This is a genomic window from Kitasatospora sp. NPDC088548 (assembly GCF_044753005.1).
GTDB lineage: Bacteria > Actinomycetota > Actinomycetes > Streptomycetales > Streptomycetaceae > Kitasatospora.
On record NZ_JBIVMI010000021.1, the window covers coordinates 53662 to 80341 of the forward strand.

21 protein-coding genes and 1 pseudogene are annotated in these 26680 nt (G+C 73.1%); 13 read left to right on the top strand and 9 right to left on the bottom strand.

What is annotated here, in order from left to right; genetic code table 11:
- Both ACIP82_RS25110 and ACIP82_RS25115 read right to left on the bottom strand, forming a co-directional pair.
- A pseudogene (locus ACIP82_RS25110) lies at positions 1-288 on the bottom strand (hypothetical protein); the annotation flags it as partial.
- Positions 289-441: 153 nt separating this feature from the next.
- Entirely contained in the window at positions 442-807 is a 366-nt protein-coding gene (locus ACIP82_RS25115) for a hypothetical protein (RefSeq protein ID WP_400656433.1), read from the bottom strand.
- Positions 808-1005: 198 nt separating this feature from the next.
- Here ACIP82_RS25115 and ACIP82_RS25120 point away from each other — a divergent pair, with 198 nt between their 5' ends.
- Positions 1006-1653, top strand: coding sequence for a Pr6Pr family membrane protein (locus tag ACIP82_RS25120; RefSeq protein WP_363612412.1), 648 nt, complete (start codon positions 1006-1008; stop codon positions 1651-1653).
- 300 nt (positions 1654-1953) lie between these two features.
- A complete protein-coding gene (locus ACIP82_RS25125) occupies positions 1954-3375 on the top strand; it encodes a S41 family peptidase (protein WP_400656436.1) in 1422 nt (473 codons plus the stop codon).
- A gap of 54 nt (positions 3376-3429) precedes the next feature.
- On the opposite strand, the gene ACIP82_RS25130 is transcribed toward ACIP82_RS25125, so the two are convergent.
- Complete coding sequence (locus ACIP82_RS25130; protein WP_400656439.1) at positions 3430-5037, bottom strand: ABC-F family ATP-binding cassette domain-containing protein; 1608 nt, start codon at positions 5035-5037, stop codon at positions 3430-3432.
- 476 nt (positions 5038-5513) lie between these two features.
- Here ACIP82_RS25130 and ACIP82_RS25135 point away from each other — a divergent pair, with 476 nt between their 5' ends.
- The 3 genes from ACIP82_RS25135 to ACIP82_RS25145 all read left to right on the top strand — a co-directional run bounded on the left by ACIP82_RS25135 (position 5514) and on the right by ACIP82_RS25145 (position 8688).
- Positions 5514-7169 (top strand): ABC-F family ATP-binding cassette domain-containing protein, encoded by a 1656-nt coding sequence (locus ACIP82_RS25135; RefSeq protein WP_400656441.1) that lies wholly within the window; start codon positions 5514-5516, stop codon positions 7167-7169.
- 105 nt (positions 7170-7274) lie between these two features.
- Complete coding sequence (locus ACIP82_RS25140) at positions 7275-7952, top strand: nitroreductase family protein (protein ID WP_363612403.1); 678 nt, start codon at positions 7275-7277, stop codon at positions 7950-7952.
- A gap of 85 nt (positions 7953-8037) precedes the next feature.
- Entirely contained in the window at positions 8038-8688 is a 651-nt protein-coding gene (locus ACIP82_RS25145) for a GNAT family N-acetyltransferase (RefSeq protein WP_400656444.1), read from the top strand.
- A 38-nt stretch (positions 8689-8726) separates the two neighbouring features.
- Here the strand turns inward: ACIP82_RS25145 and ACIP82_RS25150 are convergent, their stop codons facing one another.
- Positions 8727-9680 (bottom strand): aldo/keto reductase, encoded by a 954-nt coding sequence (locus tag ACIP82_RS25150; protein ID WP_363612399.1) that lies wholly within the window; start codon positions 9678-9680, stop codon positions 8727-8729.
- 426 nt (positions 9681-10106) lie between these two features.
- Between ACIP82_RS25150 and ACIP82_RS25155 the strand changes: the two genes are divergently transcribed.
- The 4 genes from ACIP82_RS25155 to ACIP82_RS25170 all read left to right on the top strand — a co-directional run bounded on the left by ACIP82_RS25155 (position 10107) and on the right by ACIP82_RS25170 (position 15135).
- A complete protein-coding gene (locus ACIP82_RS25155) occupies positions 10107-11630 on the top strand; it encodes a carbohydrate binding domain-containing protein (protein WP_400656445.1) in 1524 nt (507 codons plus the stop codon).
- A 196-nt stretch (positions 11631-11826) separates the two neighbouring features.
- Entirely contained in the window at positions 11827-12357 is a 531-nt protein-coding gene (locus tag ACIP82_RS25160; protein WP_400656446.1) for a hypothetical protein, read from the top strand.
- A 749-nt stretch (positions 12358-13106) separates the two neighbouring features.
- Entirely contained in the window at positions 13107-13265 is a 159-nt protein-coding gene (locus ACIP82_RS25165) for a hypothetical protein (protein ID WP_400656448.1), read from the top strand.
- Between the two features lie 322 nt (positions 13266-13587).
- On the top strand, positions 13588-15135 hold the full coding sequence (locus ACIP82_RS25170) for a hypothetical protein (RefSeq protein ID WP_400656450.1): 1548 nt from the start codon (positions 13588-13590) through the stop codon (positions 15133-15135).
- Positions 15136-15516: 381 nt separating this feature from the next.
- Here the strand turns inward: ACIP82_RS25170 and ACIP82_RS25175 are convergent, their stop codons facing one another.
- The 5 genes from ACIP82_RS25175 to ACIP82_RS25195 form a co-directional block, all read right to left on the bottom strand.
- The gene (locus ACIP82_RS25175) at positions 15517-16617 is read right to left on the bottom strand and encodes a WD40 repeat domain-containing protein (RefSeq protein ID WP_400656452.1); all 1101 of its coding nucleotides are present in this window, start codon (positions 16615-16617) and stop codon (positions 15517-15519) included.
- Between the two features lie 112 nt (positions 16618-16729).
- Positions 16730-18028 carry a hypothetical protein gene (locus tag ACIP82_RS25180; RefSeq protein WP_363612389.1) on the bottom strand — a complete coding sequence of 433 codons (1299 nt, stop codon included), beginning with the start codon at positions 18026-18028 and terminating at the stop codon, positions 16730-16732.
- Positions 18029-18200: 172 nt separating this feature from the next.
- The gene (locus tag ACIP82_RS25185; protein ID WP_400656455.1) at positions 18201-18944 is read right to left on the bottom strand and encodes a hypothetical protein; all 744 of its coding nucleotides are present in this window, start codon (positions 18942-18944) and stop codon (positions 18201-18203) included.
- 253 nt (positions 18945-19197) lie between these two features.
- Positions 19198-19752, bottom strand: a complete 555-nt coding sequence (locus tag ACIP82_RS25190; RefSeq protein WP_363612379.1) for a VanZ family protein — start codon at positions 19750-19752, stop codon at positions 19198-19200.
- Positions 19753-19833: 81 nt separating this feature from the next.
- Positions 19834-22635 carry a penicillin acylase family protein gene (locus ACIP82_RS25195; protein WP_400656457.1) on the bottom strand — a complete coding sequence of 934 codons (2802 nt, stop codon included), beginning with the start codon at positions 22633-22635 and terminating at the stop codon, positions 19834-19836.
- Between the two features lie 290 nt (positions 22636-22925).
- Between ACIP82_RS25195 and ACIP82_RS25200 the strand changes: the two genes are divergently transcribed.
- The 4 genes from ACIP82_RS25200 to ACIP82_RS25215 all read left to right on the top strand — a co-directional run bounded on the left by ACIP82_RS25200 (position 22926) and on the right by ACIP82_RS25215 (position 26534).
- On the top strand, positions 22926-24131 hold the full coding sequence (locus ACIP82_RS25200) for a cytochrome P450 (RefSeq protein ID WP_400656459.1): 1206 nt from the start codon (positions 22926-22928) through the stop codon (positions 24129-24131).
- 65 nt (positions 24132-24196) lie between these two features.
- Complete coding sequence (locus tag ACIP82_RS25205) at positions 24197-25357, top strand: type III polyketide synthase (protein WP_400656461.1); 1161 nt, start codon at positions 24197-24199, stop codon at positions 25355-25357.
- On the top strand, positions 25354-25935 hold the full coding sequence (locus tag ACIP82_RS25210; protein ID WP_400656464.1) for an NUDIX hydrolase: 582 nt from the start codon (positions 25354-25356) through the stop codon (positions 25933-25935). The genes ACIP82_RS25205 and ACIP82_RS25210 overlap by 4 nt, the downstream gene beginning before the upstream one ends.
- Before the next feature lie 170 nt (positions 25936-26105).
- The gene (locus tag ACIP82_RS25215; RefSeq protein WP_400656466.1) at positions 26106-26534 is read left to right on the top strand and encodes an SHOCT domain-containing protein; all 429 of its coding nucleotides are present in this window, start codon (positions 26106-26108) and stop codon (positions 26532-26534) included.
- Positions 26535-26680 lie beyond the last annotated feature (146 nt).

Below are 26680 nucleotides of genomic sequence, written 5' to 3' on the forward strand. Positions count from 1 at the left end.
GGCCTCCCCCACCGCCACGGGTTCGCCCTCGCCGACGGCCTCCCCCACCGCCACGGGTTCGCCCTCGCCGACGGCCTCCCCCACCGCCACGGGTTCCCCGTCGCCGGAGCCGTCGTCCTCGGAGTCGGCCGGTCCCGGGCCGACGCCCGACCCGTCGTCCTCGCCGGATCCGTCGTCTCCGGTTCCGCAGCAGCCGATGCCGGGAACGCCCCCGACCTCGGGTGTGGCGCCGGAGACGAAGCCGGGCGGGAACCTGGCCGCGACCGGTACGAACATCGCGGTCGCCATCGGGCTCGCGCTCCTCGCGCTGCTCAGTGGTGCGGCGCTGGTGTTCGCCAGGAAGCGGGCAGCGCGCGGTAGGTCCTGACGCGCGAACCGGGTGCAAGGCGCCCGGAGCGTGATCGGCCCGGCGTGAGTGAGTCGAGGTGAAACTCGCCCCACTCACGCCGGGCCTTCGCTTTCACCGCCCGGCGCGGGCCGGCCACCGTCTGACGTCTCACGGCGCCCGGGCGGGCGGCACCGTGGCCAGGCCCGCACCGAGGTCAGGCCGGCTCGGCCGGCTCCGGGGAGGCGGTCGGGGTGCGGCGGAGCACGGCGAGGGTGGTGGCGATGGCCGGCAGGGCGGCGGGCGGCGGAGTGGACGAAGAAGGCGGTCGCCATCACCAGGGCGGGCCAGGCCGACGACACGTCGAGCAGCCGCTGGAGGCCGGCCGAGAAGACGGGTTCGGAGTAGTCGTCCGGCCCGGCCCACGGCCAGAGGAGGACGAGTGCGCTCATCGGCAGCGCGAGGGCGAGAGCGGCGATCACCGTCTCGGCGCGGCCGTGGGCGGACCGGTCGACGCCGTCGGGCGGGGCGATGATCGTCCTGCCCGAGCAGCCGGGCGGCCGGGGGCAGTCCGCAGTGACGATTCTTCCGTCCCGGTCCTACCAGCGAGTAGAGTGCGGCGTTCCCCCGCCCCGACCATCCGATACCTCCCGTATCGCCTCGAACGAACTGGTGACCGTATGTCAGTCTGGATCCGCCCGGCGCTCTGGTGGCGCCTGGGCATCGTGCTCTCGGCGGGCCTCGGCCTGATCCTCCAGACCGCGCCGCTGGTGTACTTCACCATCCAGAGCAACGTGATCGTGCTCGGCTACTTCGCCGGCGCGGCGTACTGGATGGTCAAGCGCGGCACCGTGGACGCCCCCGCGCCCCGGCTGCGCGGGGCCGCCACCCTGTACATCCTGATCACCGGGCTGGTCTCGCACATCCTGCTGGAGCACGGTGCCAATCCGCTGCCCGGACTCTTCGACGGGCCGGACAAGCTCCAGCACTGGTCGTCGTTCTTCCTGCACTACGTCACGCCGGTGATGGTGATCGCCGACTGGCTGACGCTGAAGCCCCGCAACGCCTCCGCCTGGCGCGACATACCGCTCTGGCTGGCCTTCCCGCTCGGGTACGCGGCGATCGTGCTGGTCCGCAACGCGCTGTTCTCCAACTACCCGATGCCGTACCCGTACTTCTTCTTCGACCCGACGACCGAGGGCTACGGCTATGTCTGGGGCCAGATCGCCCTGCTGACCGTGGAGTTCGTGGTCCTCGCGGCGGCGGTGGTCGGGCTGGACCGGCTGGGCACCCTGGTCTCGGGAAAGCTGCGGCCCGCCCGGGCCTGACACGCCGTGGCAGGCCGGAGGGCCGGTTGTCGATCCTCCTCAGGTCCCGTTCCGCTCCTCCCCTGGTCCGCCCCGGGCCGCACCCCGCTCCGTCCTGGGACGGGCCCGGGCGACCGGCGGGACCACCACAGAGGTGGACGACCGGTCGGCCACCCGGCCCGTAGCGTCGACGGCAGGCGGCGGAGGGGTTCCGCGGGGGAGGCCTGGGGACGGTCGTGGGGACCGTGCGGGCCCGCTCACCCGTGTGCGGGCCCGGCAGGATCCCACCCGACCGGACCGACAGAGACGGCGGAGGCCGACATGCGGTTCAGGGGTACGGCACGGGCGGCGGGGGTCACAGCGGTGGCGCTCGCGGTGACGATCGGAGTGACGACGGGGGTGGCGGGCACCGCGCTCGCCGCGCCGGCGAGCGGGGCGCAGCCGGCCGCGAACCGGCTGGAGGGCGTCTGGCGGTCGGACGGGTACGGAATGGTCCTGACGATCGACCACGGACGGCTGACGACCTACAGCGTGACCTCGGGCAGCTGCGTCCCGGGGTTCTTCACGGCGGGGCAGGTCGGTAGCCCCGGGCGCGACGGGGCGACCCGTTACGGACGCGGGGCGACGGCCGACATAACCGTCACGCCACAGGGCCGCGACCGGGCCGCGTTGAAGGCCGACGACTCGGCCGGCAGCACGCACCTGGAGCGGCTGCCGGGGCTGCCCGCGCTGTGCACCACACCGGCGCCCGGGGACCCGCTGTCCGTCTTCGACCGGTTCTGGGAGACGTTCGAGGAGAACTACCCGTTCTTCGCCGCCAAGGGCATCGACTGGCACGCCGTCCGGGACCAGTACCGGCCCCAGATCGGCCCGCAGACCACCGACGACGACCTCCAGCGAATCTTCACCGCCATGATGGAGCCGTTGCACGACGCGCACACCAGCCTCGCCCGCGATCTCCACGGGGTCTTCTTCGGCCTGCGGCCGGGCACTCAGGAGGAGACCCCGGAGCTTGCCAAGCGGGCCGGGAAGGCCGTCGCGGCGCAACTGGTCGGGCCGGAGCGGATGTTCGGCGGGGGCAAGCTCGGGGTCGGCGAACTCCCGGGCGGTATCGGCTATCTGCGCGTCGGCAGCTTCGACGACTATGTCGAGGACGGCAGCTACCAGCAGCAGGCGGCCGAGCTGGACCGGGCTCTGGACGCTCTCCTGGCCGGCTCGGCCGGGCTGCGCGGACTGGTGATCGACGTCCGGCTGAACGGCGGTGGCTCGGACGAACTCGGGCTGCGGATCGCCGCCCGGCTCACCGACCGCCCGTATCCGGCGTACACCAAGCGGGCCCGGAACGACCCGGCCGACCCGAGCCGCTTCACCCGGCCGCAGCCGATCACCGTGCGCCCGGCGGCGGCTCCGCGCTTCACCGGACCGGTCGCCCTGCTGACCGCCGGCACCACGGTCAGCGCGGGCGAGACGTTCACCATGGCGCTGATGGAGCGCAGCCCGCGGGTGACCAGGATCGGCGAGAACACCCAGGGCGTCTTCTCCGACGTCATGATCCGGCTGCTGTCGGCGCACTGGGCGGTGGGTCTGCCGAACGAGGAGTTCCTGACCCGCGACGGACGCACCTTCGACGGGCCGGGCATCCCCCCGCAGGTGCCCACGCCGGTGTTCACCGAGAAGGAGCTGGACACCCTCAAGGACTCGGCGCTGACCACGGCCCGCCGGCTCCTCGGTGGCGACCGCTGAGGAGCCGGGGGCCCCGCGGGCCTGGCCTCGCATCGGCCCCTCGGCGTCCGCCTCTCACATCGGCTCCACCGCCCGCAGTTCGCCGTCCAGCTCCAGCCACCGGGTGAGGCCGAGGCCACGCAGGAACGGCAGGTCGTGGCTGGCCACGATCAGCGCGCCCTGGTAGGCGGCGAGCGCCTGGGTGAGCTGGCGGACGCTGGCCAGGTCCAGGTTGTTGGTCGGCTCGTCGAGCAGCAACAGCTGCGGCGGCGGGTCGGCCAGCAGCAGGGCGGCCAGTGCGGCCCGGAAGCGCTCGCCGCCGGAGAGGGTGGCGGCGGGCTGGTCGGCCCGGCCGCCGCGGAACAGGAAACGGGCCAGCCGGGCCCGGATCGCGTTGTCCCCCGCCGACGGGGCGAACAGCTTGACGTTCCCCGCGACGGTGAGCCGGTCGTCCAGCAGGTCGAGCCGCTGCGGCAGGTGGCGCAGCGGCACCGGGGTGGTGATCTCCCCCTCCAGCGGGGCGAGTTCACCGGCGATGGTGCGCAGCAGGGTGGTCTTGCCGGAGCCGTTGCGGCCGACCAGGGCGATCCGTTCGGGGCCGCGCAGGTCGAGGTCGGCGGTGGTGCCGTAGGGCAGCCGGACCTTCTGCAGGGTGAGCACGGTGCGGCCGGCCGGGACGGCGGTGCGGGGCAGGTCGATCCGGATCTCGGCGTCGTCGCGGACGGCCTCCTCGGCGGTGGTGAGGCGCTGCTTGGCCTCCTCCAGGCGCTCGGTGTGCATGCCCTGGAGCCGGCCCGCCGTCTCCTGGCCCTGGCGTTTCAGCTTGCCGGCGAAGATGTGCGGGTCGTTGCGGGTGACCGAGCGCTTCTTGCCGTAGCTGGCGCTGCGCTCCAGCCTGCTCCGGGCCTCGACCAGGTCCCTCTTCTGGCGCTGGACGTCGGCCTCGGCGTTGCGCAGCAGCCGCTCGGCCGTCTCCTGCTGGGCGGCGACGGTGCGCTCGTACTCGGCGAAGTTACCGCCGTACCAGGTGACTTCGCCGTCCCGCAGGTCGGCTATCTGGTCGACGTGCTGGAGCAGTTCGCGGTCGTGGCTGACGATCAGCATGACCCCGCTCCAGCCGGCCACCGTCTCGTAGAGCCGCTCGCGGGCGGCGCGGTCGAGGTTGTTGGTGGGTTCGTCGAGCAGCAGGACGTCGGGGCGGCGCAGCAGCAGGGCGGCCAGCCGCAGCAGGACGGCCTCGCCGCCGGAGAGCTCGCCGGTGGTGCGGTCGAGCCCGAGGCGGTGCAGGCCGAGCCGGTCGAGGGTGGCGCGGGCACGCTCCTCGACGTCCCAGTCGTCGCCGACGGCGTCGAAGTGCCGCTGGTCGGTGTCGCCGGACTCGATCGCGTGCAGGGCCTCGCGGACGGCCCGGATGCCGAGCGCCTCATCGACCCGAAGCGCCGTGTCGAGCGTCAACCCCTGGGGCAGGTAGCCGAGTTCGCCGCTGACCCGAACGGCACCGGCGGTGGGGGTGAGCTCGCCCGCGATGAGCCGCAGCAGCGTGGACTTGCCGGCGCCGTTGAGCCCGATCAGTCCCGTCCGGCCGGGGCCGACGGCGAGGTGGAAGCCGTCGAGGACGGTCTTGCCGTCGGGCCATTCGAAGGCGAGGTCGGTGCAGAGGACGGAGGTGGTGGATGGTGCCATGGACGGCCTCCCGGATGGTTGCCTGACGTGATGAGGGGGAGCAACACGGGAGACACCGCGGGTGCGGCGGGAGCGGGAGCGCCGGGTCGGGCCCGGCGGGGCCGGATCGGGCCTGGCCGGGTCGGAGCGCCGGAAACGAACGGCGGCGGGACGCCGGGCCTGCTCACCACTGAGGTCGCACACTCGCGCACCACGCACAGCAGGGCTGCGGCACGGCGGGGGCGGTGTCTCGGGACCTCAGTAGAGCAACGGCCTTCTCCTGTTCTGGCGGGTGGCGGAGCTCACGCTACGGAGGCCCGGACGGCCCCGCAACCGGTTTTCCGGCCCTGCCCCCATGGCCCGGCCCGTCCCCCCGAACACCCGGCCCGGACACCCGGCCCGATGGCACCCCGGGCCCGCGGCCTCCCGCCGCGGGCCCGGGGGCGCTCCGGCGGCTTTCCGCCCCCGGCCCCGCTGCTCCTAGAATCGGGAGCATCATGAGCGCCACACTCGTAGTCAAGGACCTCAGCGCCGGCCACGGCGACCGCACCCTCTTCTCCGGCCTGGACCTGGTCGTCGCCCCCGGCGACGTGATCGGCCTGGTCGGGGTGAACGGCGCCGGGAAGTCGACCCTGCTGCGGCTGCTCGCCGGGCTGGACACCCCCGAGGGCGGCACGCTGCGGCTCAGCCCGGCCGGCGCCAGCATCGGCCACCTGCCGCAGGAGCCGGAGCGCCGCGAGGGCGAGTCCGTCCGGGACTTCCTGGCCCGCCGCACCGGCGTCGCGGCCGCGCAGGCGGCGCTGGACGAGGCCACCGAGGGCCTGGTCGAGAGCCGCCCGGGCGCCGACGACGCGTACGCGACGAGCCTGGACCGCTGGCTGGACCTCGGCGGCGCCGACCTGGAGGAGCGGGCCGAGGAGGTCGCCGACTCGCTCGGGCTGAAGGTCTCGCTGGACCTGCCGATGACCGCGCTCTCCGGCGGCCAGGCCGCCCGGGCCGGTCTGGCCTCGCTGCTGCTCTCCCGCTACGACGTCTTCCTCCTCGACGAGCCCACCAACGACCTCGACCTGGACGGCCTGGAGCGGCTGGAGGCCTTCGTCAAGGGCCTGCGCGCGGGCACCGTGCTGATCAGCCACGACCGCGAGTTCCTGGCCCGCACGGTGACCAGGGTGCTGGAGCTGGACCTCGCCCAGCAGCAGGTCAACGTGTACGGCGGCGGCTACGAGGCGTACCTGGAGGAGCGCGCGGTGGCCCGTCGGCACGCCCGCGAGGAGTTCGAGGAGTACGCCGACACCAAGGCCGGCCTGGAGGCCCGGGCGCGGATGCAGCGCGGCTGGATGGAGCACGGCGTGCGCAACGCCCGCCGCAAGGCGAGCGACAACGACAAGATCGGGCGCGCGGTGCGCGCCGAGTCCACCGAGAAGCAGGCGTCCAAGGCCCGGCAGACCCAACGGATGATCGAGCGGCTGGACGTGGTCGAGGAGCCGCGCAAGGAGTGGGAGCTGCGGATGGAGATCACCACCGCGCCGCGCTCCGGCTCGGTGGTCGCCACCCTGCGCGGGGCCACCACCCGCCGCGGCGACTTCGCCTTCGGCCCGGTGGACCTCCAGATCGACTGGGCCGACCGGGTCGCCATCACCGGCGCCAACGGCGCGGGCAAGTCCACGCTGCTGGCCGCCCTGCTCGGCCGGCTCGAACTCGACGGCGGCAGCGCCGTCCTGGGCTCCGGCGTGGTGGTCGGCGAGGTGGACCAGGCGCGCGGTCACATCTTCAAGAACGAGCACAGCCTCGGCGGGGCGCCGCTGGCGGAGGCGTTCGCGGCCGCCGTACCGGAGTTGACGCCGGAGGAGGTGCGCACCCTGCTGGCCAAGTTCGGCCTCAAGGCGGCGCACGTGCTGCGCCCGGCCGGCACCCTCTCCCCCGGCGAGCGCACCCGCGCCGCGCTGGCGCTGCTGCAGGCGCGGGGGGTGAACCTGCTGGTGCTGGACGAGCCCACCAACCACCTGGACCTGCCCGCCATCGAGCAACTGGAGTCCGCGCTGGCCTCGTACACCGGCACGCTGCTGCTGGTCACGCACGACCGGCGGATGCTGGACACCGTCGCGGTGAACCGGCGGATCGAGGTCAGCGGCGGTCGCGTCCGGGAGAGCTGAACCCCTGCGGACGGCCGGGGCGGGCGGACGCATCCGTGGTCCAGACCTGACCCCTTCCCCGACCGTCCGTCATGTGCTCTGCTGTCGACCATGGTTGAGAGCCCCATGGTTGACAGCACGGCGGCGGCCGGCGCCTCGTACCCGAGCGTCCCGCTCCGCCCGATGACGGTGCCCGCCCACGAGGCCGAGGCGCGCAGCAAGTCCTTCCACGACGTGATGGACCAGCGCAGGACCGTCCGCGACTACTCCACCCGCCCGATCCCGGACGGCGTCGTCGAGTGGGCGGTCCGCACCGCGAACACCGCGCCCAGCGGCGCCCACGTCCAGCCCTGGCGCTTCGTGGTGATCACCGACCCGGAGCGCAAGCGGCGGCTGCGCGCGGCCGCCGAGGCCGAGGAGCGCGAGTTCTACGCGCACCGGGCCTCCGAGGAGTGGCTGGCCGCGCTGGCGCCGATCGGCACCGACTGGGAGAAGCCGTTCCTGGAGGACGCGCCCGCCGTGATCGTCGTCTTCGAGGTGCACAAGGGCCCGCACTCGCCGCGCCCGTACTACACCAAGGAGTCGGTCGGCATCGCGGTCGGACTGCTGCTCGCGAGCCTGCACCAGGCCGGGCTGGCCACGCTCACCCACACCCCGAGCCCGATGAAGTTCCTGAACGAGGTGTGCGAGCGGCCGGCCGAGGAGCGGGCCGCGTACGTGATCCCGGTCGGGTACCCGGCGGACGGGGCGCGCGTGCCCGACCTGCGGCGCAAGGATCTCGACGAGGTGCTGGTGCGCCTCTGACGCGCCCGTCGCGCGCTCCGACGCTCCCGGCGCCCGCCCCGAAACTCGGTGGTCCCCGGTTTGGGCCGCCGACATAATCGCTGTCATGAGTCACGTCATGCCACGGTCCTGCAAGGAAGCGCCCGAGCCGGGGCCGCGCGCCACCGTGCGGGGCGAGACCCCGCGTGCCGGGGCGCCGGGCGAGGTCACCGCCGGCCGGCCGCCGGAGCTGCTGCGGCTGGCCGGCGGTGTCTCCCTGCACCGCCGCTGCGCCTGGCACGCCACCGCGCTCAACGCCGCCGTCCGCGCCAACCTCGACCATCTGCGGCCCTGGATGGAGTGGGCGGCCGAGGCGCCCACCCGCGCGCAGACCGGCCGGCTGACCGCGGCCGGAGCCGCCGCCTGGGACGCCGGCACCGACTTCATCTACCTGGCCGGGCTGGACGCCAGGCCCGGCAGCGTCATCGGCGCGTTCGGCCTGCACGGCCGGATCGGGCCGGGCGCGCTGGAGATCGGCTACTGGGTGAGCGCCGAGCACGTGGGCCGCGGCATCGCCACCGCCGCCGCCCGGGCGCTCACCGAGACCGCCCTCGCCCTGCCCGGCATCGAGCGGGTGGAGATCCGCTGCGACCAGGCGAACGGCCCCAGCGCCGCCGTCCCGCGCAAGCTCGGCTACCGCCTGGACCGGGTGGCCGACACCGCGGTCAGGGCACCCGGCGAGACCGGGCGGCAGCTGGTCTGGGTCAAGGAGCGCTGAGCGCCCGGCGGCGGGCGGCGGGTGCCGTTCGGAACCGCTCAGTACCGCCCGCCGGTCGGCGCGGGCAGGGCGTCCAGCTCGGCCAGGTCGGCCGCGCCGAGCACCACCTCGGCCGCCGCCGCGTTGTCCGCCAGGTAGCGGGGCGTCTTGGTGCCCGGGATCGGGAAGACGTACCGGCCCTGCGCCAGCACCCAGGCCAGCGCCACCTGCGCGGGCGTCGCCCCGACCCGCGCGGCGACCTCCTTCACCTTCCCGACGAGCGCCAGGTTGGCCGCCAGCGCCTCCTGCTGGAAGCGCGGCAGCGTCCGGCGGAAGTCGTCGGCGGGCAGTTCGTCCACCGAGGAGATCCGCCCGGTCAGGAAGCCCCGGCCGAGCGGCGAGAACGGCAGGAAGGCGATGCCCTGCTCCTCGGTGTACGGCAGCACCTCGGCCAGCGCGTCGCGCGTCCACAGCGACAGCTCCGACTGCACGGACGCCACCGGGTGCACCGCCTGCGCCCGCCTGATCTGCTCGACGCTCACCTCGGAGAGCCCGATCCGGCGCGCCTTGCCCGCCGCGACCGTCTCGGCGAGCGCGCCCCAGGTCTCCTCGATCGGCACCTGCGGGTCCACCCGGTGCAGCTGGTACAGATCCACGTGGTCGGTGCCGAGCCGGCGCAGGCTCTCGTCGATCGCCCGCCGCACGTGCTCCGGCCGCCCGTCGTTCGCCACCCGCGTGTCGGTGCCCGGGACGAGGCCCACCTTGGTGGCGAGCACCGCGCGCTCCCGGTAGGGGCCGGCCAGGGCGGTGCCGACCACCTCCTCGTTGTTGTACGGGCCGTAGATGTCGGCGGTGTCGATCAGGGTGACACCGAGGTCCAGCGCCTCCCTGATCACCCGGACCGAGACCTCGTCGTCGCGGTCGCGCAGGTCGTAGGCCCAGGTCATCCCCATGCAGCCGAGGCCGACCACCCCGACCTCGGGGCCCTCGGTTCCGAGCGTGGCGGTACGCATCGCGGTTCTCCTTCGTGTCGGGATTCGTCGGGATCCGTCGGGATCCGGTGTCACCGGGACCAACGGGAACCAGCCTTCACCTTCGAGCGCACTCAAGGTCAAGTGCGGCACACTCGAACGGTGCGGCGCCCGGGCCGGCGCCCGCCTCGACCACACCCGCGGCCGCCCGGTGAGCCGACGGTGTGGAACCCGAGCGGCCGCCAGGATGAGAGCACTCTTAAACCATGCACAAGCCGGGCTGTGGCGCGCCTTGATGTCCCGGAAATGCTTGACGTGCACAGCTGGTCTAGTCCAGTTTGATGCTCAGTACCGCGCACCTCCCCCGCATCCGGACACCCCGCCCCCAGCCCGCCGCCGCCCGCCCGCGCACCCCGGTCCTTTTCTGCGCCCGTGGTCGGCGGGGCACCGTCCCCGAGAGGCACCCCCATGCCACGCGCGCCCCAGCACGCCCCCGTCCAGCACGCGCCCGCCCAGCACCGCCGCCCCGCCGGCCGCGCCAAGCTGCTCAGCCTCGCCGCCGCCGTCGCCCTGGCCGCGGGCGGACTCGCCGCCCTCGCCGGCAACGCCGGTGCGGCCGACGGCAACCTGCTCGCCAACGCCGGCTTCGAGAGCGGCTCGCTCGGCCCGTGGAGCTGTTCCGCCACCACCGGCAGCATCGTCAACACCGGTGCGCACAACGGCTCGTACGCACTCAAGGGCGCCGCGGGCAGCAGCGACACCGCGCAGTGCGGCCAGAGCGTCACCGTGCAGCCCAACACCACGTACACGCTCAGCGCCTGGGTGCAGGGCCAGTACGTCTACCTCGGCGCGACCGGCAGCGGGGTCACCGACCCGGCCGTCTGGACGCCCGGCGGGGCCGCCTGGCAGCAGCTGTCCACCACGTTCACCACCGGACCGGCCACCACCAGCGTCACGGTGTACCTGCACGGCTGGTACGGGCAGGGCTCCTACCTCGCCGACGACGTCTCGCTGACCGGGCCCGGCGGCGGCAACCCGTCCACCCCGCCGCCCACGTCGGGCACCCCGACGACCACCGCCACGCCCACCGGCCCCGGCACCCCGCCGCCGAACGTGGCCGTCCCGGTGGCCCCGTACATCGACATGGGCGCCTGGCCGACCCCGTCGATGCCCGCGATGGCCAAGTCCGGCAACCTCAAGTCCTTCACGATGGGCTTCGTCACCGGCGTCGGCTGCAAGGCCAGCTGGTTCAACGCCTATGACCCGCGCACCGGTTGGGCCAAGGACCAGGTGGACGCGCTGCGCGCGGCCGGCGGCGACGTCAAGGTCTCCTTCGGCGGCGCCAGCGGCACCGAACTCGCCGCCGCCTGCACCACGGTGGACTCGCTGTTCGCCGAGTACGACGCCGTGGTGAAGGCCTACAACCTGCGCTACGTCGACTTCGACATCGAGGGCGCGGCGATCGCCGACACCGCCTCCAACACCCGCCGGTCCGCCGCGCTGGCCAGGTTGCAGCAGGCCAACCCCGGTCTCAAGGTCTCCTTCACCCTGCCGGTGCTGCCCGAGGGCCTCACCGCCGACGGCGTCGCCATCGTCAAGTCCGCCCGGGACGCGGGCGTGGACGTCAACCTGGTGAACGTCATGGCCATGGACTACTACCGCACCGGCACCGACTACGGCGACGCGGCCGTCCAGGCCGCCCAGTCGCTCTACGGCCAGCTCAAGACCCTCTACCCGGCGAAGAGCGACGCCCAGCTCTGGGCGATGGTCGGCGTCACCCCGATGATCGGGGAGAACGACGACCACCAGATCTACAACCAGGCGGACGCCCAGCAGCTGGTCTCCTTCGCCCAGCAGCACCACCTCGGCGTGCTCGCCTTCTGGGACGCCACCCGGGACGCCAACGCCTGCACCGGCGCGCTGTTCAAGTGCACCAACATCCCGCAGCAGCCCTACGAGTTCGCGAAGATCTTCGCCCAGTACGGCGGCTGACCAGGCCTGACGCGGGTGCCGGCGGCTCGGGGAGCCGTCGGCACCCGCACGCCCGGGCCGCCGATGCACGTGCCCGGCAAGGGCATCGCCACCAGCGTCCGCCGCCGTCTGGACGCCCTCGGCGCCACCGTGGTTGGCATATGTCATTCGTAAACTCTTGTTACCGCAAGGAGGTTTGGAAACTAAAGTTGTCGCCATGAAGCCGACCGAAGCCACCTCCGCCGAACTCGCCTCTCTCGACCGGGCCCTCCAGGACGCCCTCACCCCGCTCGCCACGGCCCTGCGCGCCCGGGCGACCGGGCTCACCGAGGACCGCATGTGGAACGCGGACCCGATCGAGGTCACCCTGTCCGTCCTCGCCGCCTGGAAGGTGGTGGACACGGAGGTCGAACGGCTGACGGCGATCGCCGCGCGGACCGCCGGCTCCTACGGCGCGAACTACGAGCAGCTCGGGGCCGCCTGGGGCATCACCCGGCAGGGCGCCCGCAAGAAGTGGCCCGACGCCGTCGAGAGGCCGACCGCGCAGCCGGACCGGGCCACCGTCGAACTGTTCGGCGGAAAGGCCGAGTTGTCCCGCGATCCGGCATCGGGCCACTGGCGGTGGACCGCCCGCGGCGCCGACGGGACGGACGGCGCGGCCGACAGCGGCACCTCTTGGGCCACCAAGGAGGAGGCCGCCGCCCACGCCGGCGCCTTCCTGAACGAGCACGCCACCGGCCGACGCTGATCCCCCGGGCCCCGGGCCCCCGCGCTCCGGCGAGCCGCGGAGTGGGAAGTCGGCCGGTCCGACGTCCCACTCCCGAGGGGAACCGCCCGGCCGCCCGGCGGCCAGACGCCTCGTCACAGCCTCACCGCCAGGACCCTTCCCGGCAGGGCCCTTCCCGGCAGGCCGGGGCAGCCGAGGACGAACAGGCCCGCGAAGGACGCCAGGACGACCGCCATGACCAGGCGCCCCCTCGCGGTGGTCCGCCTCGCCGGCCTCGCGACCGGCCCGCAAGCGCACCCGGTCACCGGTGACGTGCGGCTCGACACTCCTCCGATACTCCTGGCGCTCCCGGCCGTTCAGGGTCCAGGTGCAGAGGTGCGGTCGACGACCCACCCGCTTGCGCAGACCCGCCTGCACCTCTCCCACGCGCAGCACCACCCCCGAGAGTGGCGAGGCAGGCCGCCCCGTAGAGCAGGCTGTCCTCCTTGGAGGACGACGGGCACCCGGGCACCGACACCACCGCGCGAACACCGCAGAGGATTCACCCTCCGCACGACAGCGGGCTGCGGGCCTCCGAGGCGGCCCTGGACGAATCCGTCCAGGGCCGATTCCGTCCAGCCAGGAAACCTTCCACCCGCCCTGCGTTGCGGGAAAGCTGGTACTCGCCACCAGGGAGCACCGCCCAGGGGTGCAGGCCGGAGGAAGCGTCACCGCGGGACGCGAAACCGGAGACCACACGTCACCCCCCGACTCTCGCAAAGGACTCCGTCATGCCTGACACCACTCTCACCGAGGCCGCCGCGGTCGCCATGCCCGCCCGGGGCGGGTCACCCCCGGTATCCGGGTTCCCGCATCCCGGCCCGGCCACCGCCGACACGACCGCGGTCGCGACCGCCGACACCGACGCGCCGCCGTCCGGCACCATCTGACCTCAACCGGGCTGACCTCAACCGGGCCGGGCCACCCCGCCCCAGAAGCACGTGCGGTCGCCCAGCAGCCGTGCCGCCCGCCCAGTACGCCGCCGGCCTGCCCGCGCTGCCCGGGCTTCTCGGCAGAGTCGCTCCCCCGCTCCTTCCCGCGGCCTTTCCCACCACCCCGGCATGCGCGGTCGATCCCCCTGGCACGAGCCAGTACCCGCAACTAAGCACGGATCCAAGGCACTTACTGATGCACCCCGGCCCGGACCGAGTCCCGTCCCGGGCGCCGCTCAAGGCCCGTCCATTCGACCAACCCACCTCAGGGGAGACAACCATGTCCACTTCGCGCTCCGTCCTGCGTTCCACGTCCCTGCTTCTCGCGGCCGGCCTCTCGATCGCCGTGCTGAGCACCACCCCGGTACAGGCGCAGCCCGTCCCCTCGGCCGGCGCCTCGACCACCGCCGCCCCGGCCGCCGTCCCCGGCACCAACGACAAGGGCGGCGCGGGCCAGGGGTCCCCGTCCTTCGGCAAGGGCCAAGGGGCGGACGGGTCCAGTGCCGCACTCCAGACGGCGGGCCCGGCAATCAGCCGCTCCACCGCCCTGGCCAGGGCGGCCGCATGGGTGCCGCTCGGTCTCAACTACAGCTGGACCACTTACCACGACGGCTACCGCCAGGACTGTTCCGGCTACGTCTCGATGGCCTGGAAGCTGGGCACCCCCGGCCTGGACACCACCAGTTTCGTCCCCGCCGGTGTCGCCTCGTGGATCGGCAAGGGCGACCTCAAGCCGGGTGACGCCCTGCTGAACGACGCAGCCGGCGCCAGCGGCCACATCGTCCTCTTCGACCACTGGACGGACGGCGGCCAGAACTCCTACGTGGGCTACGAGTTCACCGGAACCGGCGTCCACCACCGTGTCATCCCCTACCCGTACTTCTCGGGCTACGGCACCTACAAGCCGGTCCGCAACAACAGCATCGTCGACGACGCGCCGCCGGCCAACAACTGGCAGTCGAAGCCCCTCATCAGCGCCGCGGCCACCGGCACCACAGACCGGGTGAACCTGATCGGCTCCGACGGGGCGCTGTACTCGACCAACGGCGACTACTCCGGCCCGGGCTGGGACAACAAGTGGTTCCGCCTGGACGGATCCGGCCTCAAGGCCTTGACCAGCGTGACACTCGGCAACAAGGTGATCACCTTCGCGCTGGGCGGCACCGGCAAGGTGTACAGCAAGTCGGCGGACTACAGCGCCGGTTCGTGGTCCGACGGCTGGGTGGAGGTGCCGGGTGGCGCGGCCGGCGCGACGGCCCTGACGGCGACCCTGATCGGCAGCACCGTCCATCTGGCGATCGTCGGCGCCGACGGGGCGCTGTACTCGACCAACGGCGACTACTCCGGCCCGGGCTGGGACAACAAGTGGTTCCGCCTGGACGGATCCGGCCTCAGGGGCCTGACCAGCATCGCCCTGGGCAACAAGATGATCGTCTTCGCGCTGGGCGAAACCGGCAAGGTGTACAGCAAGGGCGCGGACTACACGGCCGGCAGCTGGTCCCCGGGCTGGGACGAGGTCCCGGGCGGTGCGGCCGGTGCCAAGGGCATCACGGCCTCGGTCACGGGCAGCACGGTACACCTGGAGATCATCGGCTCGGACGACGCGCTGTACAACACCGACGGCGACTACTCGGGCCCCGGCTGGTCCAACATCTGGACGCGTATCGCCTCCAACCCGATGAAGAGCCTGACCAGCGCGGTCTCCAACAACGTGATGCACGTCTACGGTGTGGGCACCGACAACCGCGTCTACTCCATCGGCGCCGACTACAACGCCGGCAGCTGGTCGTCCTGGGGTGCCGTCCCCGGTGACGCCGTCTCCGGCTGACCGGCTCTCCTCCGGCGCGGCCCGGCCCCCAGCGCACCACTTTCCCGGACTCCGAACGGGAAGGGGGTACGCCGGGGGCCCGGTCTTCGCCGGGCGGGCCTTCCGGCTACTCCCGTGCCATCCCCGCATGGGCGCGCATCGCCGCGCGGTCCTGCGGCAGCCCCCGGGCAGCCAGGATCTCCAGGAAGTTCACCCATCGCCACGTCTCGCCGTCGAGCGAGGCCACGACGCGGACCAGGCGCTGCTACCGCTCCCCCAGCTCCGCGAACGCCGGGATGCCTGCCGGAGGTTGCGGCCGAAGGCCAGGCGCAGGTCGGACACGGTGATCGTGAAGGCGGCGGGGCCCAGGCCGGCCAGGGCGGTTGCCGCCGCCCCCGCCCGTCAGCGCAGGTGGGCCAGCACGGTGAGGTCCCAGTCGAAGCCGACCAGCAGCCGGCCGTCCGGTGCCAGGGCCAGCGCTCCCACGGACATCGGGACGTCCAGGGCCTCGCCGATCTGCTCGCGGGTGGCCAGGTCCCAGGTCCGCACCTCGTACCAGCCGCCGGTGACGGCGACCTGGCGGCCGTCGAGGGTCGCGGTCACCACGGTGGTGGCGAGGCCGGTGAGCGGCGTGCCGAGCTGACGGCGCGTGGTCAGGTCCCAGACCCGGACGGCTTCAGGACCGGCGGTGACGGCGACCGGGCGGCCGTCGAGCCGGGTGGTCGCCACCGAGGTCACCCGGCCGGTGTGACCGGTGAGGGGCTCGCCGAGGGGCCGGCGCGTGGTCAGGTCCCAGAGCCGAACCGTGCCGTGCTCGCCGCCGGTGACGGCCACCCGGCGGCCGTCCAGCGCCGTCGTCGCCACGGACAGCACCTCGCCGGTGTGGCCGGCGAGCGACTGCCCGACCTGCCGGCGGGTGGCGAGGTCCCGCACGCGCGCCGTTCCGTCCTCGCCGCAGATCACGACCACCGGGCGGCCGTCGAGCCGGGTGGTCGCCAGGGCCGGTACCCGGCCGGCGGGGCTGATCAGCGGTTCGCCGATCTGCGCGCCGGTCACCAGGTCCCAGACCCGTACGGTCGCGTCCTCGCCGCCGGTGACGGCGACCGGCCGGCCGGCCAGCACCGTCGTCGCCACCGTGGACACCCGGTCGGTGTGGCCGACGAGAGGTCCGCCCAGCGGATGCCCCGTGTCCAGATCCCACACGCGGACCGCCTCCTCCTGCCAGCCGCAGGTGACGGCGAACCGGCGGCCGTACGCCGTGGCCGCCGCCACCGCCGTCACCTCACCGGTGTGCGCGGCGAAGGCCAGCCGGAGGCGGCGCTCGACCGGGGAGGCGGTGGCGTCGGCCCGGTCGAGCGCCTCCCCCGCCGGGGCCGATGGACCCCACGCACCCCGTCCGCCCTGGGCCCGGGCTCCGCGCACCCGCGCTCTCATCTCCTCCAACCACCCGCCACCGGCGCCCCCGCCGGTCCGGTCGGCGTCGTGCGGCACAGTGTCAGGCATGGGCTCACCCTAGAACTTCTCCGTTGGACGTCGTCGCACGGGCCCGGTGCCACGGTGCGGAGACCCGTCCGGCGCGGTGGTGGACGGCCGGCCTCGGGGTGGGTCGGGCCGGTCAGCCCTGGGGCTTGTTCCGCCGGTTCTTCAGCATCAGGGCGCGCGAGAACTGGTCGTCGGCCGTCGTCGTCCCCTGGGGGAAGTTGGCGCTCATCAGCTTCTGGTAGGCGTCGGGCCGGAACTCGGCCATGAGGAGCCAGCCGCTGCGGACGTAGGTGGTGGGCCCGCTGTTCCCTGCGCCGTCGGCGCCGTCGATGCGCCCCGCGTAGTGGCCGGGCTCCTTGCTCATCACGTCCACGAAGGTGTTCGCGAGCGGGGCGAGCATGGCCGGGGTGATGCCGTACCGGCCGGACAGGTAGGCCCGGTAGAGGCCCGCGCAGTCCAGGCTGCCGTGGTTGTTGTCCTCCTTGCCGTTGGTCGAAGGGGCGTATCCCCAGTCGTAGGCGGTCTTGCCGGCGCCGTCGGTGTACTTGCGCGCCTGCGAGAAGAACCAGTCGATGCTGGCCTGCACCAGGTCGTCGTACCGGTTGACCCGCTTCGGGTCGTCGCCCAGGAGCTGGTGCGCGATCGCGAGGTTCTGGAAGGCGTAGTCGAACATCATCTGCTGGTTCCACGGCACCGGCTGGCCGCCCTTGTAGGGCGAGTCCGCCGCGAAGTACTGGCGGTTCCCCTTGGAGACGTCCAGCAGCCGGGCCAGGATGTGCCGGTCGACGGCGGTGTCGGCCTCCGCGACGAACCGCTTGGCCCGGTCGAGGTAGGTGGCGCCGTACCCGTGGGGGTCGCCGCTGGTCACGGGCTTCTGCCAGATGCCGGGCGTCCGCAGGATGAGCCGGGCGCAGTTGGCGAGGTGCCCCACCGGGTCGCCCTGCTCGCCACCGGTGCCGATGGGCTTGGCCGTGACGTCGTTGGGCCACGCGGGATCGACCTTGCCGGTCCAGAGCACGTGCTGTCCGACCGGGCGGGCCGCCAGGTCGTTGCGCTCGGAGAGGACGGTGTCGCAGAAGCCGATCATCCGGTCGAGGATCGCCCGGTCCGCGGAGACCTCGTACACCAGGCCCATCGCCTTGGTGGACTCACCGCTGTGCCCCTGGGCCCACTGGTTGCCGATGTTGTCGGCGGCCGGCGTGAGCGTCTGAATGTAGGACTTGTACGACTTGATCTCGTCTGCGGTGACCGGGCCGTCCAGGCTGCTGAACTTCAGGACCGGGCGGGCGTTTCGCGCCGACGCCGCCACGGCCGACGTCGCCCCGGTGCCCTCGTGCCCGGATGCCACGCCTCCGATCGCGATCACGCCGGCGCTCAGGCAGACCAGTGTCGTGCTTCCGAGCAGGATCTTCGTGGGTTTCCTCGGCGCCATTGCGGACCTCCTGGGGAGCGGTCAGGGCACTGACCGTGGTGAGCCGTTGTCCGGAGCGCGCCGTGCACGCGGGTGTCCGAACCGGCCGGCCCGGAGGGCCGACACCTGGGTTGACGGCCCTCGCACCGGCCCGGGTTCACCCGATCAGCTTGTGGTCCGGCGTCCCGTTGACTCAGTGTTCGGCCGCGTTGCGGAACTTCACCGCGAGGTCGGCAGCGTCGTGGATATCCGTGATGCCCAGCAGGACGAGGGCTCCGGACGTCGAGGCGTCGTCCCAGGCGCAGATGGTGTTCGCACCCTTGCCGCCGCACTGCATCTGCCCGCCGAGGGGGCCCGGGTCGACGGCCTGCGGGCGGTCGATCCTGGCCCCGGCGAAGAAGTTCTGGAGAGCCCAGGAGGACGAATGCGTGGCCTTCTCGTGGGCGAGTTCGGGGCTCCACTCGTTCGTGGCGGCGGTCAGCACGACCTGCGGGTGGGTGTCGTCCGGCGAGTTCGCGTAGAACCAGCTGCGATGCGACGCGTCATTCGCCATCCGTGCCTCCAGCTGTGCGGCGTTCTCCCCGACGAGCAGGTGGTAGTCCCCGACGGAGGCCGGCGCGACGACCGTGCGGTCGGTGGGGCCGGAGGACGCGGCGGCATCACGGAAGTCGTTCCCGGAGGCCTTCACGCCTATCGCGGTCGTCCCGACGGCGGCGAGTGCGCCCATCACGGCCAGGACGATGTTCGTACGCCTCCGGCGCAGCCCGGCGATCCGGGTGGCGTCCTCGGGGCTCCGGGGCGGCTGCTGGTCGACCACGCCGCGCCATTCGCCGGTCGCCTTCCAGAGGAAGAGCAGTCCGAGCGCACCCACGATGGCGTATCCGGTGTACTGCCCGTACTGGTAGGCATGTGACTCGACGTCGATCGACAGAAGCATGGGCCGGATCGTACCGGCGCGGCCCCATCCGCGATCTCGCCGGGCTGCCCACGGGAAGGCACCGCAGCAATCTCCGAATTCCATCCGTGATCCGCCCGGAGGAGGCGGCGGGTCGCCCCGATTCGGGCCTCGGAGCCGGGCACCCGGCCCTCAGGGGTCGGGGGTTGGGGGCTGGGCCACACACCCGGGCTGTCCGTCCCACGGCGGACAGCCCGGTTCTGTACGGCCGCCGCCCCTCCCCCGTACGGGTCCGTCAGGCGCTCCTCCCCGCCCGCAGCGAGCGCGCCGCCGCCCGGACCACCTGGCCCGCGAGCAGGCCGGGGGCCGCGCCCAGCGCGAGGCCGAGCAGGCTGTCCCAGACGTCCTGGGCGTCGCAGGCCCGGCCGAGTCCGGGCAGCGCGTACTGGACGGCCTCCACCGCGAACGGCAGGGCCGCCGCACCGAGCAGGGCGGCCGCCGCCCGGGGCCTGGTCCCGGCCAGCGCCGCCGCGAGGCCGACCGGAACGAACATCGCGATGTTCAGCTCCGCCTGCCGCGAGGTCAGCCACTCATCGGGCGGCCGCAGCCCGGCCCCGGCGAACGCGCAGTGCCGGACGGCGTCCCGGGAGAGCTCCCAGAACGCCCCCTGGCTGTCGGGCAGCAGCGTCAGCGTCACCACCCCGCCACCTGCCAGCAGCAGCACGAACGCCACCGCCCAGTGCGCCCGCAGCAGCCGCCCCACCGGCCGGTTCAGCAGCGCCGCCGGTACCAGCGAGCAGAGCAGCCCGGGCCAGAACAGCGGCACCCCGCTCAGGAGACCTGTGATCACGCCTGAACGGACGCCCCGGACGCCCGCCCGGTTCTGGCCGCGCCGGTTTCCGGCGCGGCCAGGGACGCAGGGCCGGAGTGCTCAGCGGTGGGCGGAGAACTGCACCACCTGCTGGTACGTCGGCCGGTTCTGCCAGGTGGTCTTGGCGTCGGTCACCCCGCCCAGCGGCCGCTGGATGACGGTGTCCGCGCACCACTGGTTGCCCGCCGCGCAGTCCGCGTCCCCCGGGTAGACCTGGGCCGGGGTCTGTGCGGCGGCCCGCTTCAGGGTGTCGAGCAGCACCGACCGGCAGGCCGCGAGGTCGCCCCCGCCGCAGAACGGGCGGGCCAGTGGGCCCGCCACCGGCTGGCCGAGCACGGCCCGCAGGTCCTTGTCCAGGTAGCTCCACCAGCCGTACTGGAACGCGGAACCCTTGTGCGGGATCGACTCGTTGGCGCTGACCGGGCCGCCACCGGGGCCCGGCTGCCCGCCCGACGGCGACTCGTTGATCTGCAACGCCCCGGTCAGCGCGGCGAAGAGCTGGTCGCCCAGCCCGGGCCGCATCACCCCCTCCGCGGCCAGCGGCCACCAGGCGTCCATGATCCGGATCGCCGCCGCGTCCGCGTACGTCTGGCTGCCGGCCGAGGTCTCCCGGCGCTGCGCGCCGTGCGCCAGCCAACTCTCCAGCTGCTGCACGGCGGTGACCGCGGCCGGGTCGGTCACCGGGGCGCTGCGGATCACCCGTAGCAGCTCGGGCAGCACGTCCTCGGCCCGCAGGTCGGCCAGCGCGGCGCTCTCCATGGCCTGGGTGAGCGAGACCCGGCTCGCCCTGCCGCCGTTCTTCAGCAGGGCCTTGACCCGGTCGTCGAGCAGGTTGGCCCGGTGCACCGAGCCGTTGCCGTAGCCGGCCGGGGCGTACCCGGCGGCCTGTTTGTTGTTCCAGGAGATGTAGTAGTCCTGGTTGACCGACTGCGGGTGCTCGGCCGGCGGGGTGTACCGCGCGGTGTTGGCCACCGGGTCGAAGTCGGCCCACTCGTAGGCGGGTTCGGCCCGGACGGGCAGGCCGGGGTCGACCCCGGGGGCGCGGACGGGGTTGGCGCCGGAGTTGTAGTACGCGATGTCCCTGGAGTCCGCGTAGAACCAGTTGAAGGTGTAGTTGATGTCCTGCGCGGTCCGCTGGAAGCTCGCGGCGTCGTGCACCGCGCCGGGGTCGTTGAGCTCCTGGAAGCCGATGATGGAGTCGGCCTCGTGGCGGTAGGAGGAGCGCAGCGAGGTGAAGGCGACGGGGGCGCCGCCGACGATGCCGCGCGCGGTCACCAGGCCGTAGCGGGAGCGGTACATCACCAGGGTGTAGGAGCCGGCCGCGGTGGAGTCGGCGGTGGTCGGGCTCCAGGCGTTCTTCCGCTCCAGCCGGTCGAACGGCAGGCACTGGCCGTGCCAGCGGTAGGAGTTGGCGGCGGTGGTGACGGGTGAGCCGTCCGTGGTGCAGAGCGGGACGGCGTAGGTGTCGGTGATGTCCTGGCCCGCGGAGGTGGCGCTCCAGGCGTAGTCCTGGCCGCGGCCGAGCTGGACGTAGAAGCTGAGGCCGGCGAAGGCGGCGCCGCGGGCGCTGATGCCGGGGCCCTGGATCTCCTCCAGCATCAGCAGCTGCGGGGCGAAGTAGCCGGTCTGCGGGCCGAAGACGGCGACGGGGTGGCCGTCGTCGGTGTGGCTGCCGGAGACCAGCAGGGCGTTGGACATCCCGTGCCGGTCGCGGAGCAGGTTGCCGGGCAGCACGCCGCCTGCCGGGGTGGTGAGCTGTCCGGCCGAGCCGGTGGCGTCGTAGACCAGCCGCTCGGGCACCACCGATCCCGGGTCGGGCAGCGCGGCGCCCTGCGGGTCGTCGGGCGCCTGGGCGTAGGGGAAGCTCTGCCCGTCGTGCAGGGTCTGGACGGCCTCCGGGTCGTCGGCCTCGCGCAGCGACTTCCAGACGGCGTCGCCGGCCTCCTTGCCGTAGCGGGCCTCGGCGGCCGACTTGACCTGGGCGGAGGCGAGTTCACCGCCGCCGCCGGAGCCGAAGAGGGCGCCGACCACGGAGGCGAGGGCCACCAGGTCGGTCAGCTTGAACGGTGCGATCGAGCCCTGGTTGGTGATCGGGTCGATGTGCCCGGTGAGGTCGTACTCGCCGGGGAAGTAGCGGCCGTCGTACGCCTCCTTGACGTACTGGTTGATGCCGTCGAGGTAGGCGGTGGCATCGTTGAGAGCCTGCTTCGCCCGGTCGCCCTGCCCCGCGATGGCGTCGATCTGCCGCTGGAGCTCGTCCTCGGTGTACGGGGCGGCCTGCCAGAAGCTCTGCTCCAGCTGGCGGTTGGCCGCGGCGCCGCCGGCGAAGCCGGAGAGCTCGCCCCGGCCGACGTGCCGGAAGAGGTCCATCACCCAGAGCCGGTCCTGCGCGGCGGCGTAGCCCGCGCCGAACTCGGTGCCGTAGCGGGTGGTTCCGGTGATGTGCGGGACACCGGTGGCCTTGTCCCGGACGATGGCGACGTCGGCGCGGGGCCGGGTGGTGCTGGCCACCTGGTCGGCGGGGACGCCGAAGGAGGCGTCGTTGAAGAAGCTGCGCAACTGGGCCTCGGTGAGGCCCGGGTAGCCGGCCGCGAGCGCCGCGTACGGGCCGAGCTGGTCGTCGGTGTGGGCGGGGCGGCTGCCGAACATCCGGTTGAGGATGATCTCCGCGAGGGTGGCGTTGCCGTTCTCGCCGGGCGGCAGGATGTCGAGGCAGCGGCCGCCGCAGTAGTCGCCGGCCGCGACGGGGGTGCCGGGCACGGGGGTGGCCGGGGCGGGTGTCGTGGTGAGGGCCGCGGTGATGAGGAGGGCCGCCGAGAGGCCGGCGACCGGGAGCCTGAGCGCATGGGGGCGTCGGTGCATATCAGCTCCTCCGTCAGAGCTAAGAGGGTTCGACGGTAGGGCTGTTACTGGCCGGTTGCCTAGTAGCGTGCATGCCATTTGCCGCGCGCCCCGCACGTCCTGCCGAGTGCGTCCCCGGCAGCAGGTGATCCCCAACTCCCGTATATCTGAAGACAATCATCTATCTCGCTCGATCGAGCGAACTATCCGTCACGCCCACACTTTTGCCTCCTCATGGGGGAACATCAGCACGTCCGCGCCCGAACGGCCCATGTCCGGGCGGCACCACCTCAGGCCACTTGGATCAGCCCGTGACTACCTCCGCCCCCGTGTGGGACTGCCCGTTCAACCACACCGCAGGCCTGGAGTTCGACCCCCTCCTGAAGCAACTGCTCACCGAGGACCCGATCGCCAGGATCCGGCTGCCGCACGGCGAGGGCGAGGCCTGGCTGGCCACCCGCTACGAGGACGTCCGCGTCGTCACCACCGACCGCCGGTTCAGCCGCGCCGCCGGCATCGGGCGGGACCTCCCCCGCATGACGCCCGCCCCGATCGCCCAGGTCGAGGCGATCAACCTGATGGACCCGCCCGCCCACAACCGGCTGCGGCGGCTGGTCGCCAAGGGCTTCACCAACCGCCAGGTCGAGCAGATGCGGGCGAAGACCCAGCGGATCGTCGACGGCTTCCTGGACGAGATGGCCGAACACGGCTCCCCCGCCGACCTGGTCCACCACCTCTCCAGCCGGCTGCCGCTCACCACCATCTGCGAGATGCTCGACATCCCCGAGCGGGACCGCGCCGAACTCCGCGGCCACGCCGTCGCGATGATGTCGATGGGCCCCGGCAGCGGTGACGGCCAGGTCCGCGCCAAGACCGCCCTGCGCGACTACTTCGCCGAGCTGACCGCCGCCCGCCGCCGCGCCCCCGGCGAGGACCTGATCAGCGCCCTCGCCACCGCCCGGGACGGCGAGGAACTGCTGGACGACCAGGAGCTCGCCGTGATGGCGATGGTCCTGCTGGTCACCGGCCACGACACCAGCACCTACCAGCTCAGCAACATCACCTACACCCTGCTCACCCACCCCGAGCAGCTCGCCAAGCTCCGCGCCCAGCCCGACCTGCTGCCGCGCGCCCTGGAGGAGCTGCTCCGCTTCATCCCGTTCCGCCAGGGCGTCGGCATCGCCCGGGTGGCCACCGAGGACGTCGAGCTGGGCGGTGTGCTGATCAAGGCCGGCGAGGCCGTGCACGTCTCCTACCTGGCCGCCAACCGCGACGGGCGGATGTTCGACCGGCCCGACGAGCTGGACCTCGACCGCGGCACGGCCAACCACATGACCTTCGGCTACGGCACCCACCACTGCCCCGGCGCGCACCTGGCCCGGATGGAGCTCCAGGTCGCCATCGGCACCCTGCTGCGGCGCTTCCCCGGGCTGCGGCTCGCCGTCCCGGCGGACGGGCTGGACTGGCGGACGGGCTCGATCTGGCGCTACCCGCGCACCCTTCCGGTCGCCTGGTGACCCTCCCCCCGCGCCACCCAGGCGCACGTCCGACGCACCCGTAGGCACCAGGGGAGACCTCATCCATGGCAACACTCTGCCGACCCGCCATCGCGGTACCCGAGCACGTCATCACGCTCGGCCAGACCCTCGACCTGGCCCGCACCCTGCACGCCGGCCACCCGCAACTCGCCCTGGCACTACGGCTGATCGAGAACACCGGGGTGCGGACCAGGCATCTCGTCCAGCCCATCGAGCAGACCCTGGAGCACCCCGGCTTCACCACCCGCAACGCCGTCTACGAACGCGAGGCCAAGCTGCGCGTCCCCGAGGTGGTCGAACGCGCCCTCGGGCACGCCGAGCTGTCCGCCCGGGACATCGACCTGATCGTCTACGTCTCCTGCACCGGCTTCATGATGCCCTCGCTGACGGCCTGGCTGATCAACACCATGGGCTTCCGCTCGGACACCCGCCAGGTGCCGATCGCCCAGCTCGGCTGCGCGGCCGGCGGCGCCGCCGTCAACCGGGCGCACGACTTCTGCCGCGCCTACCCGGGCTCCAACGTCCTCATCGTGGCCTGCGAGTTCTGCTCGCTCTGCTACCAGCCGACCGACCTCGGCGTCGGCTCGCTGCTCTCCAACGGCCTGTTCGGGGACGCCGTCGCCGCCGTGGTGATGCGCGGCCGCGGCGGCACCGGCGTGCACATCGAGCGCAACGGCTCGCACCTCGTCCCGCACACCGAGGACTGGATCTCCTACGGGGTCAAGGACACCGGCTTCCACTTCCAGCTCGACAAGCGCGTCCCCGGCACCATGGAGATGCTGGCCCCCGCCCTGCGCGCGCTGGCCACCGAGCACAGCTGGGACGTCTCGGGCCTCGGCTTCTACATCGTGCACGCCGGCGGCCCCCGCATCCTCGACGACCTCTGCCACTACCTCAATCTGGAGCCCGCCGCCTTCCGTTTCAGCCGCGCCACCCTCACCGAGCGCGGCAACATCGCCAGCGCCGTCGTCTTCGACGCCCTCGCCCGCCTCTTCGACGAGGGCGCCCTTCCCGACGGCGCCCAGGGCCTGATCGCCGGTTTCGGACCAGGCATCACCGCCGAGATCTCGCTGGGCAGTTGGGTCGCCACCCCGGTCGGGGCCACCATCCCCCACCGCTCCCGCGCCCTCGGCACCGCCGGCCTCGCCCTGGCCCGTACCGCCACCCCCCTCCGTCTCCCCGCCGGCACTACGATCTCGGAATGACCGATACCACGGACCGAACGGACACCACTGGCAGAGTCGCCGAACTGGCGGCGCGTTTCCCCACGCTGCACGCGCCGCAGCACTGGGCGTGGGGGCCTTACGACGCGCAGTTCTCGACGGAACTGCCGCCGGACGAACTGGTCACCAACATCCATCTGGTCGGGTTCAGCGAGGGATTGGTGGTGCTCTGCCGGGACGAGCGCGACCACTGGTTCCTGCCGGGCGGGACGCGGGAGAGCGGGGAGAGCATCGAGTCCTGCCTGGTCCGGGAGTTGCGGGAGGAGGCCGGCGCGCAGTTGCTCGGGGCGCCGGTCTGGCTGGGGGCGCACCGGTGCGTGACGGACGCCCCGGAGCCGTACCGGCCGTGGCAGCCGCACCCCGAGAAGGCCTGGCTCTGGGGCTGGGCGGAGGTGACGGTGGACTCCGCGCCGACCAATCCGGCCGATGGCGAACAGGTGGTCGAGGTGCGGGCGATGGAGGCGGGCGAGGCGCAGCAGCTGCTGGCCGGTGGGCGCGACGCCTGGTGGGCCGAGCTGATCGGCCTGGCCGTGGAGCTGCGGGGGCGGGCCGGGGGCTGACGCGCGGCCCGGCCGACGGCTGAAGCGCGGCCGAGACGCCTGGTCGGCGAGGTATTCCCATCGGCGCCGGAGATCACTTGAATGGCCGAGCAGCGCAGCGCAATGTCCAATATACGGTGATATGAATCGGGTGACGCCTGTAGCCAGGGGGTCGCACCGATGGGAGCACCATGGACAACTACCCGCTGCTCAACATCTTCTGGACGATGCTGGAGCTCTTCCTGTGGATTCTCTGGTTCTTCCTGCTGTTCAAGATCATCACGGACATCTTCCGCAGCCATGATCTGGGCGGCTGGGCAAAGGCCGGCTGGCTACTCCTCGTGATCGTGCTGCCACTCATCGGCGTGCTCGTCTACGTCATCGCGCGCGGCAGGTCGATGAGCCAGCGAGACGTGGAGCAGGCCCAGCGGAACGAGGCCGCCTTCAAGGAATACATCCGCAGTGCCGCCGCCCCGCCGACGGAGGGCGGAGGCGGCACCGGGGCCGCCACGGGCGCCCGCAGCCATGTCGACGATCTGGCCAAGCTGGCGGAGCTCAAGGCCACCGGCTCGCTCACCGAGGAGGAGTACCAGCGGGCCAAGGAAAGACTGTTGGCCTGAGCACCGGCCGGGCAGCGAGGGAAGCGACGGCGGGGGGGGGGGGGGGGGGGCGCGGGGGCCCCGCCCCCCCCCCCGGCGGGGGGGGGCGCCCCCCCCCGCGGGGGGGGGGGGGCCCCCCGCCCCGCCCCGCCGCCCCGGGGGGCGGG

Coding starts and splice junctions, on each gene's coding strand:
- ACIP82_RS25120 (WP_363612412.1), top strand. CDS start 1,006: ATGTCAGTCTGGATCCGCCCGGCGCTCTGGTGGCGCCTGGGCATCGTG.
- ACIP82_RS25125 (WP_400656436.1), top strand. CDS start 1,954: ATGCGGTTCAGGGGTACGGCACGGGCGGCGGGGGTCACAGCGGTGGCG.
- ACIP82_RS25130 (WP_400656439.1), bottom strand. CDS start 5,037: ATGGCACCATCCACCACCTCCGTCCTCTGCACCGACCTCGCCTTCGAA.
- ACIP82_RS25135 (WP_400656441.1), top strand. CDS start 5,514: ATGAGCGCCACACTCGTAGTCAAGGACCTCAGCGCCGGCCACGGCGAC.
- ACIP82_RS25140 (WP_363612403.1), top strand. CDS start 7,275: ATGGTTGACAGCACGGCGGCGGCCGGCGCCTCGTACCCGAGCGTCCCG.
- ACIP82_RS25145 (WP_400656444.1), top strand. CDS start 8,038: ATGAGTCACGTCATGCCACGGTCCTGCAAGGAAGCGCCCGAGCCGGGG.
- ACIP82_RS25150 (WP_363612399.1), bottom strand. CDS start 9,680: ATGCGTACCGCCACGCTCGGAACCGAGGGCCCCGAGGTCGGGGTGGTC.
- ACIP82_RS25155 (WP_400656445.1), top strand. CDS start 10,107: ATGCCACGCGCGCCCCAGCACGCCCCCGTCCAGCACGCGCCCGCCCAG.
- ACIP82_RS25160 (WP_400656446.1), top strand. CDS start 11,827: ATGAAGCCGACCGAAGCCACCTCCGCCGAACTCGCCTCTCTCGACCGG.
- ACIP82_RS25165 (WP_400656448.1), top strand. CDS start 13,107: ATGCCTGACACCACTCTCACCGAGGCCGCCGCGGTCGCCATGCCCGCC.
- ACIP82_RS25170 (WP_400656450.1), top strand. CDS start 13,588: ATGTCCACTTCGCGCTCCGTCCTGCGTTCCACGTCCCTGCTTCTCGCG.
- ACIP82_RS25175 (WP_400656452.1), bottom strand. CDS start 16,617: ATGCCTGACACTGTGCCGCACGACGCCGACCGGACCGGCGGGGGCGCC.
- ACIP82_RS25180 (WP_363612389.1), bottom strand. CDS start 18,028: ATGGCGCCGAGGAAACCCACGAAGATCCTGCTCGGAAGCACGACACTG.
- ACIP82_RS25185 (WP_400656455.1), bottom strand. CDS start 18,944: ATGCTTCTGTCGATCGACGTCGAGTCACATGCCTACCAGTACGGGCAG.
- ACIP82_RS25195 (WP_400656457.1), bottom strand. CDS start 22,635: ATGCACCGACGCCCCCATGCGCTCAGGCTCCCGGTCGCCGGCCTCTCG.
- ACIP82_RS25205 (WP_400656461.1), top strand. CDS start 24,197: ATGGCAACACTCTGCCGACCCGCCATCGCGGTACCCGAGCACGTCATC.
- ACIP82_RS25210 (WP_400656464.1), top strand. CDS start 25,354: ATGACCGATACCACGGACCGAACGGACACCACTGGCAGAGTCGCCGAA.
- ACIP82_RS25215 (WP_400656466.1), top strand. CDS start 26,106: ATGGACAACTACCCGCTGCTCAACATCTTCTGGACGATGCTGGAGCTC.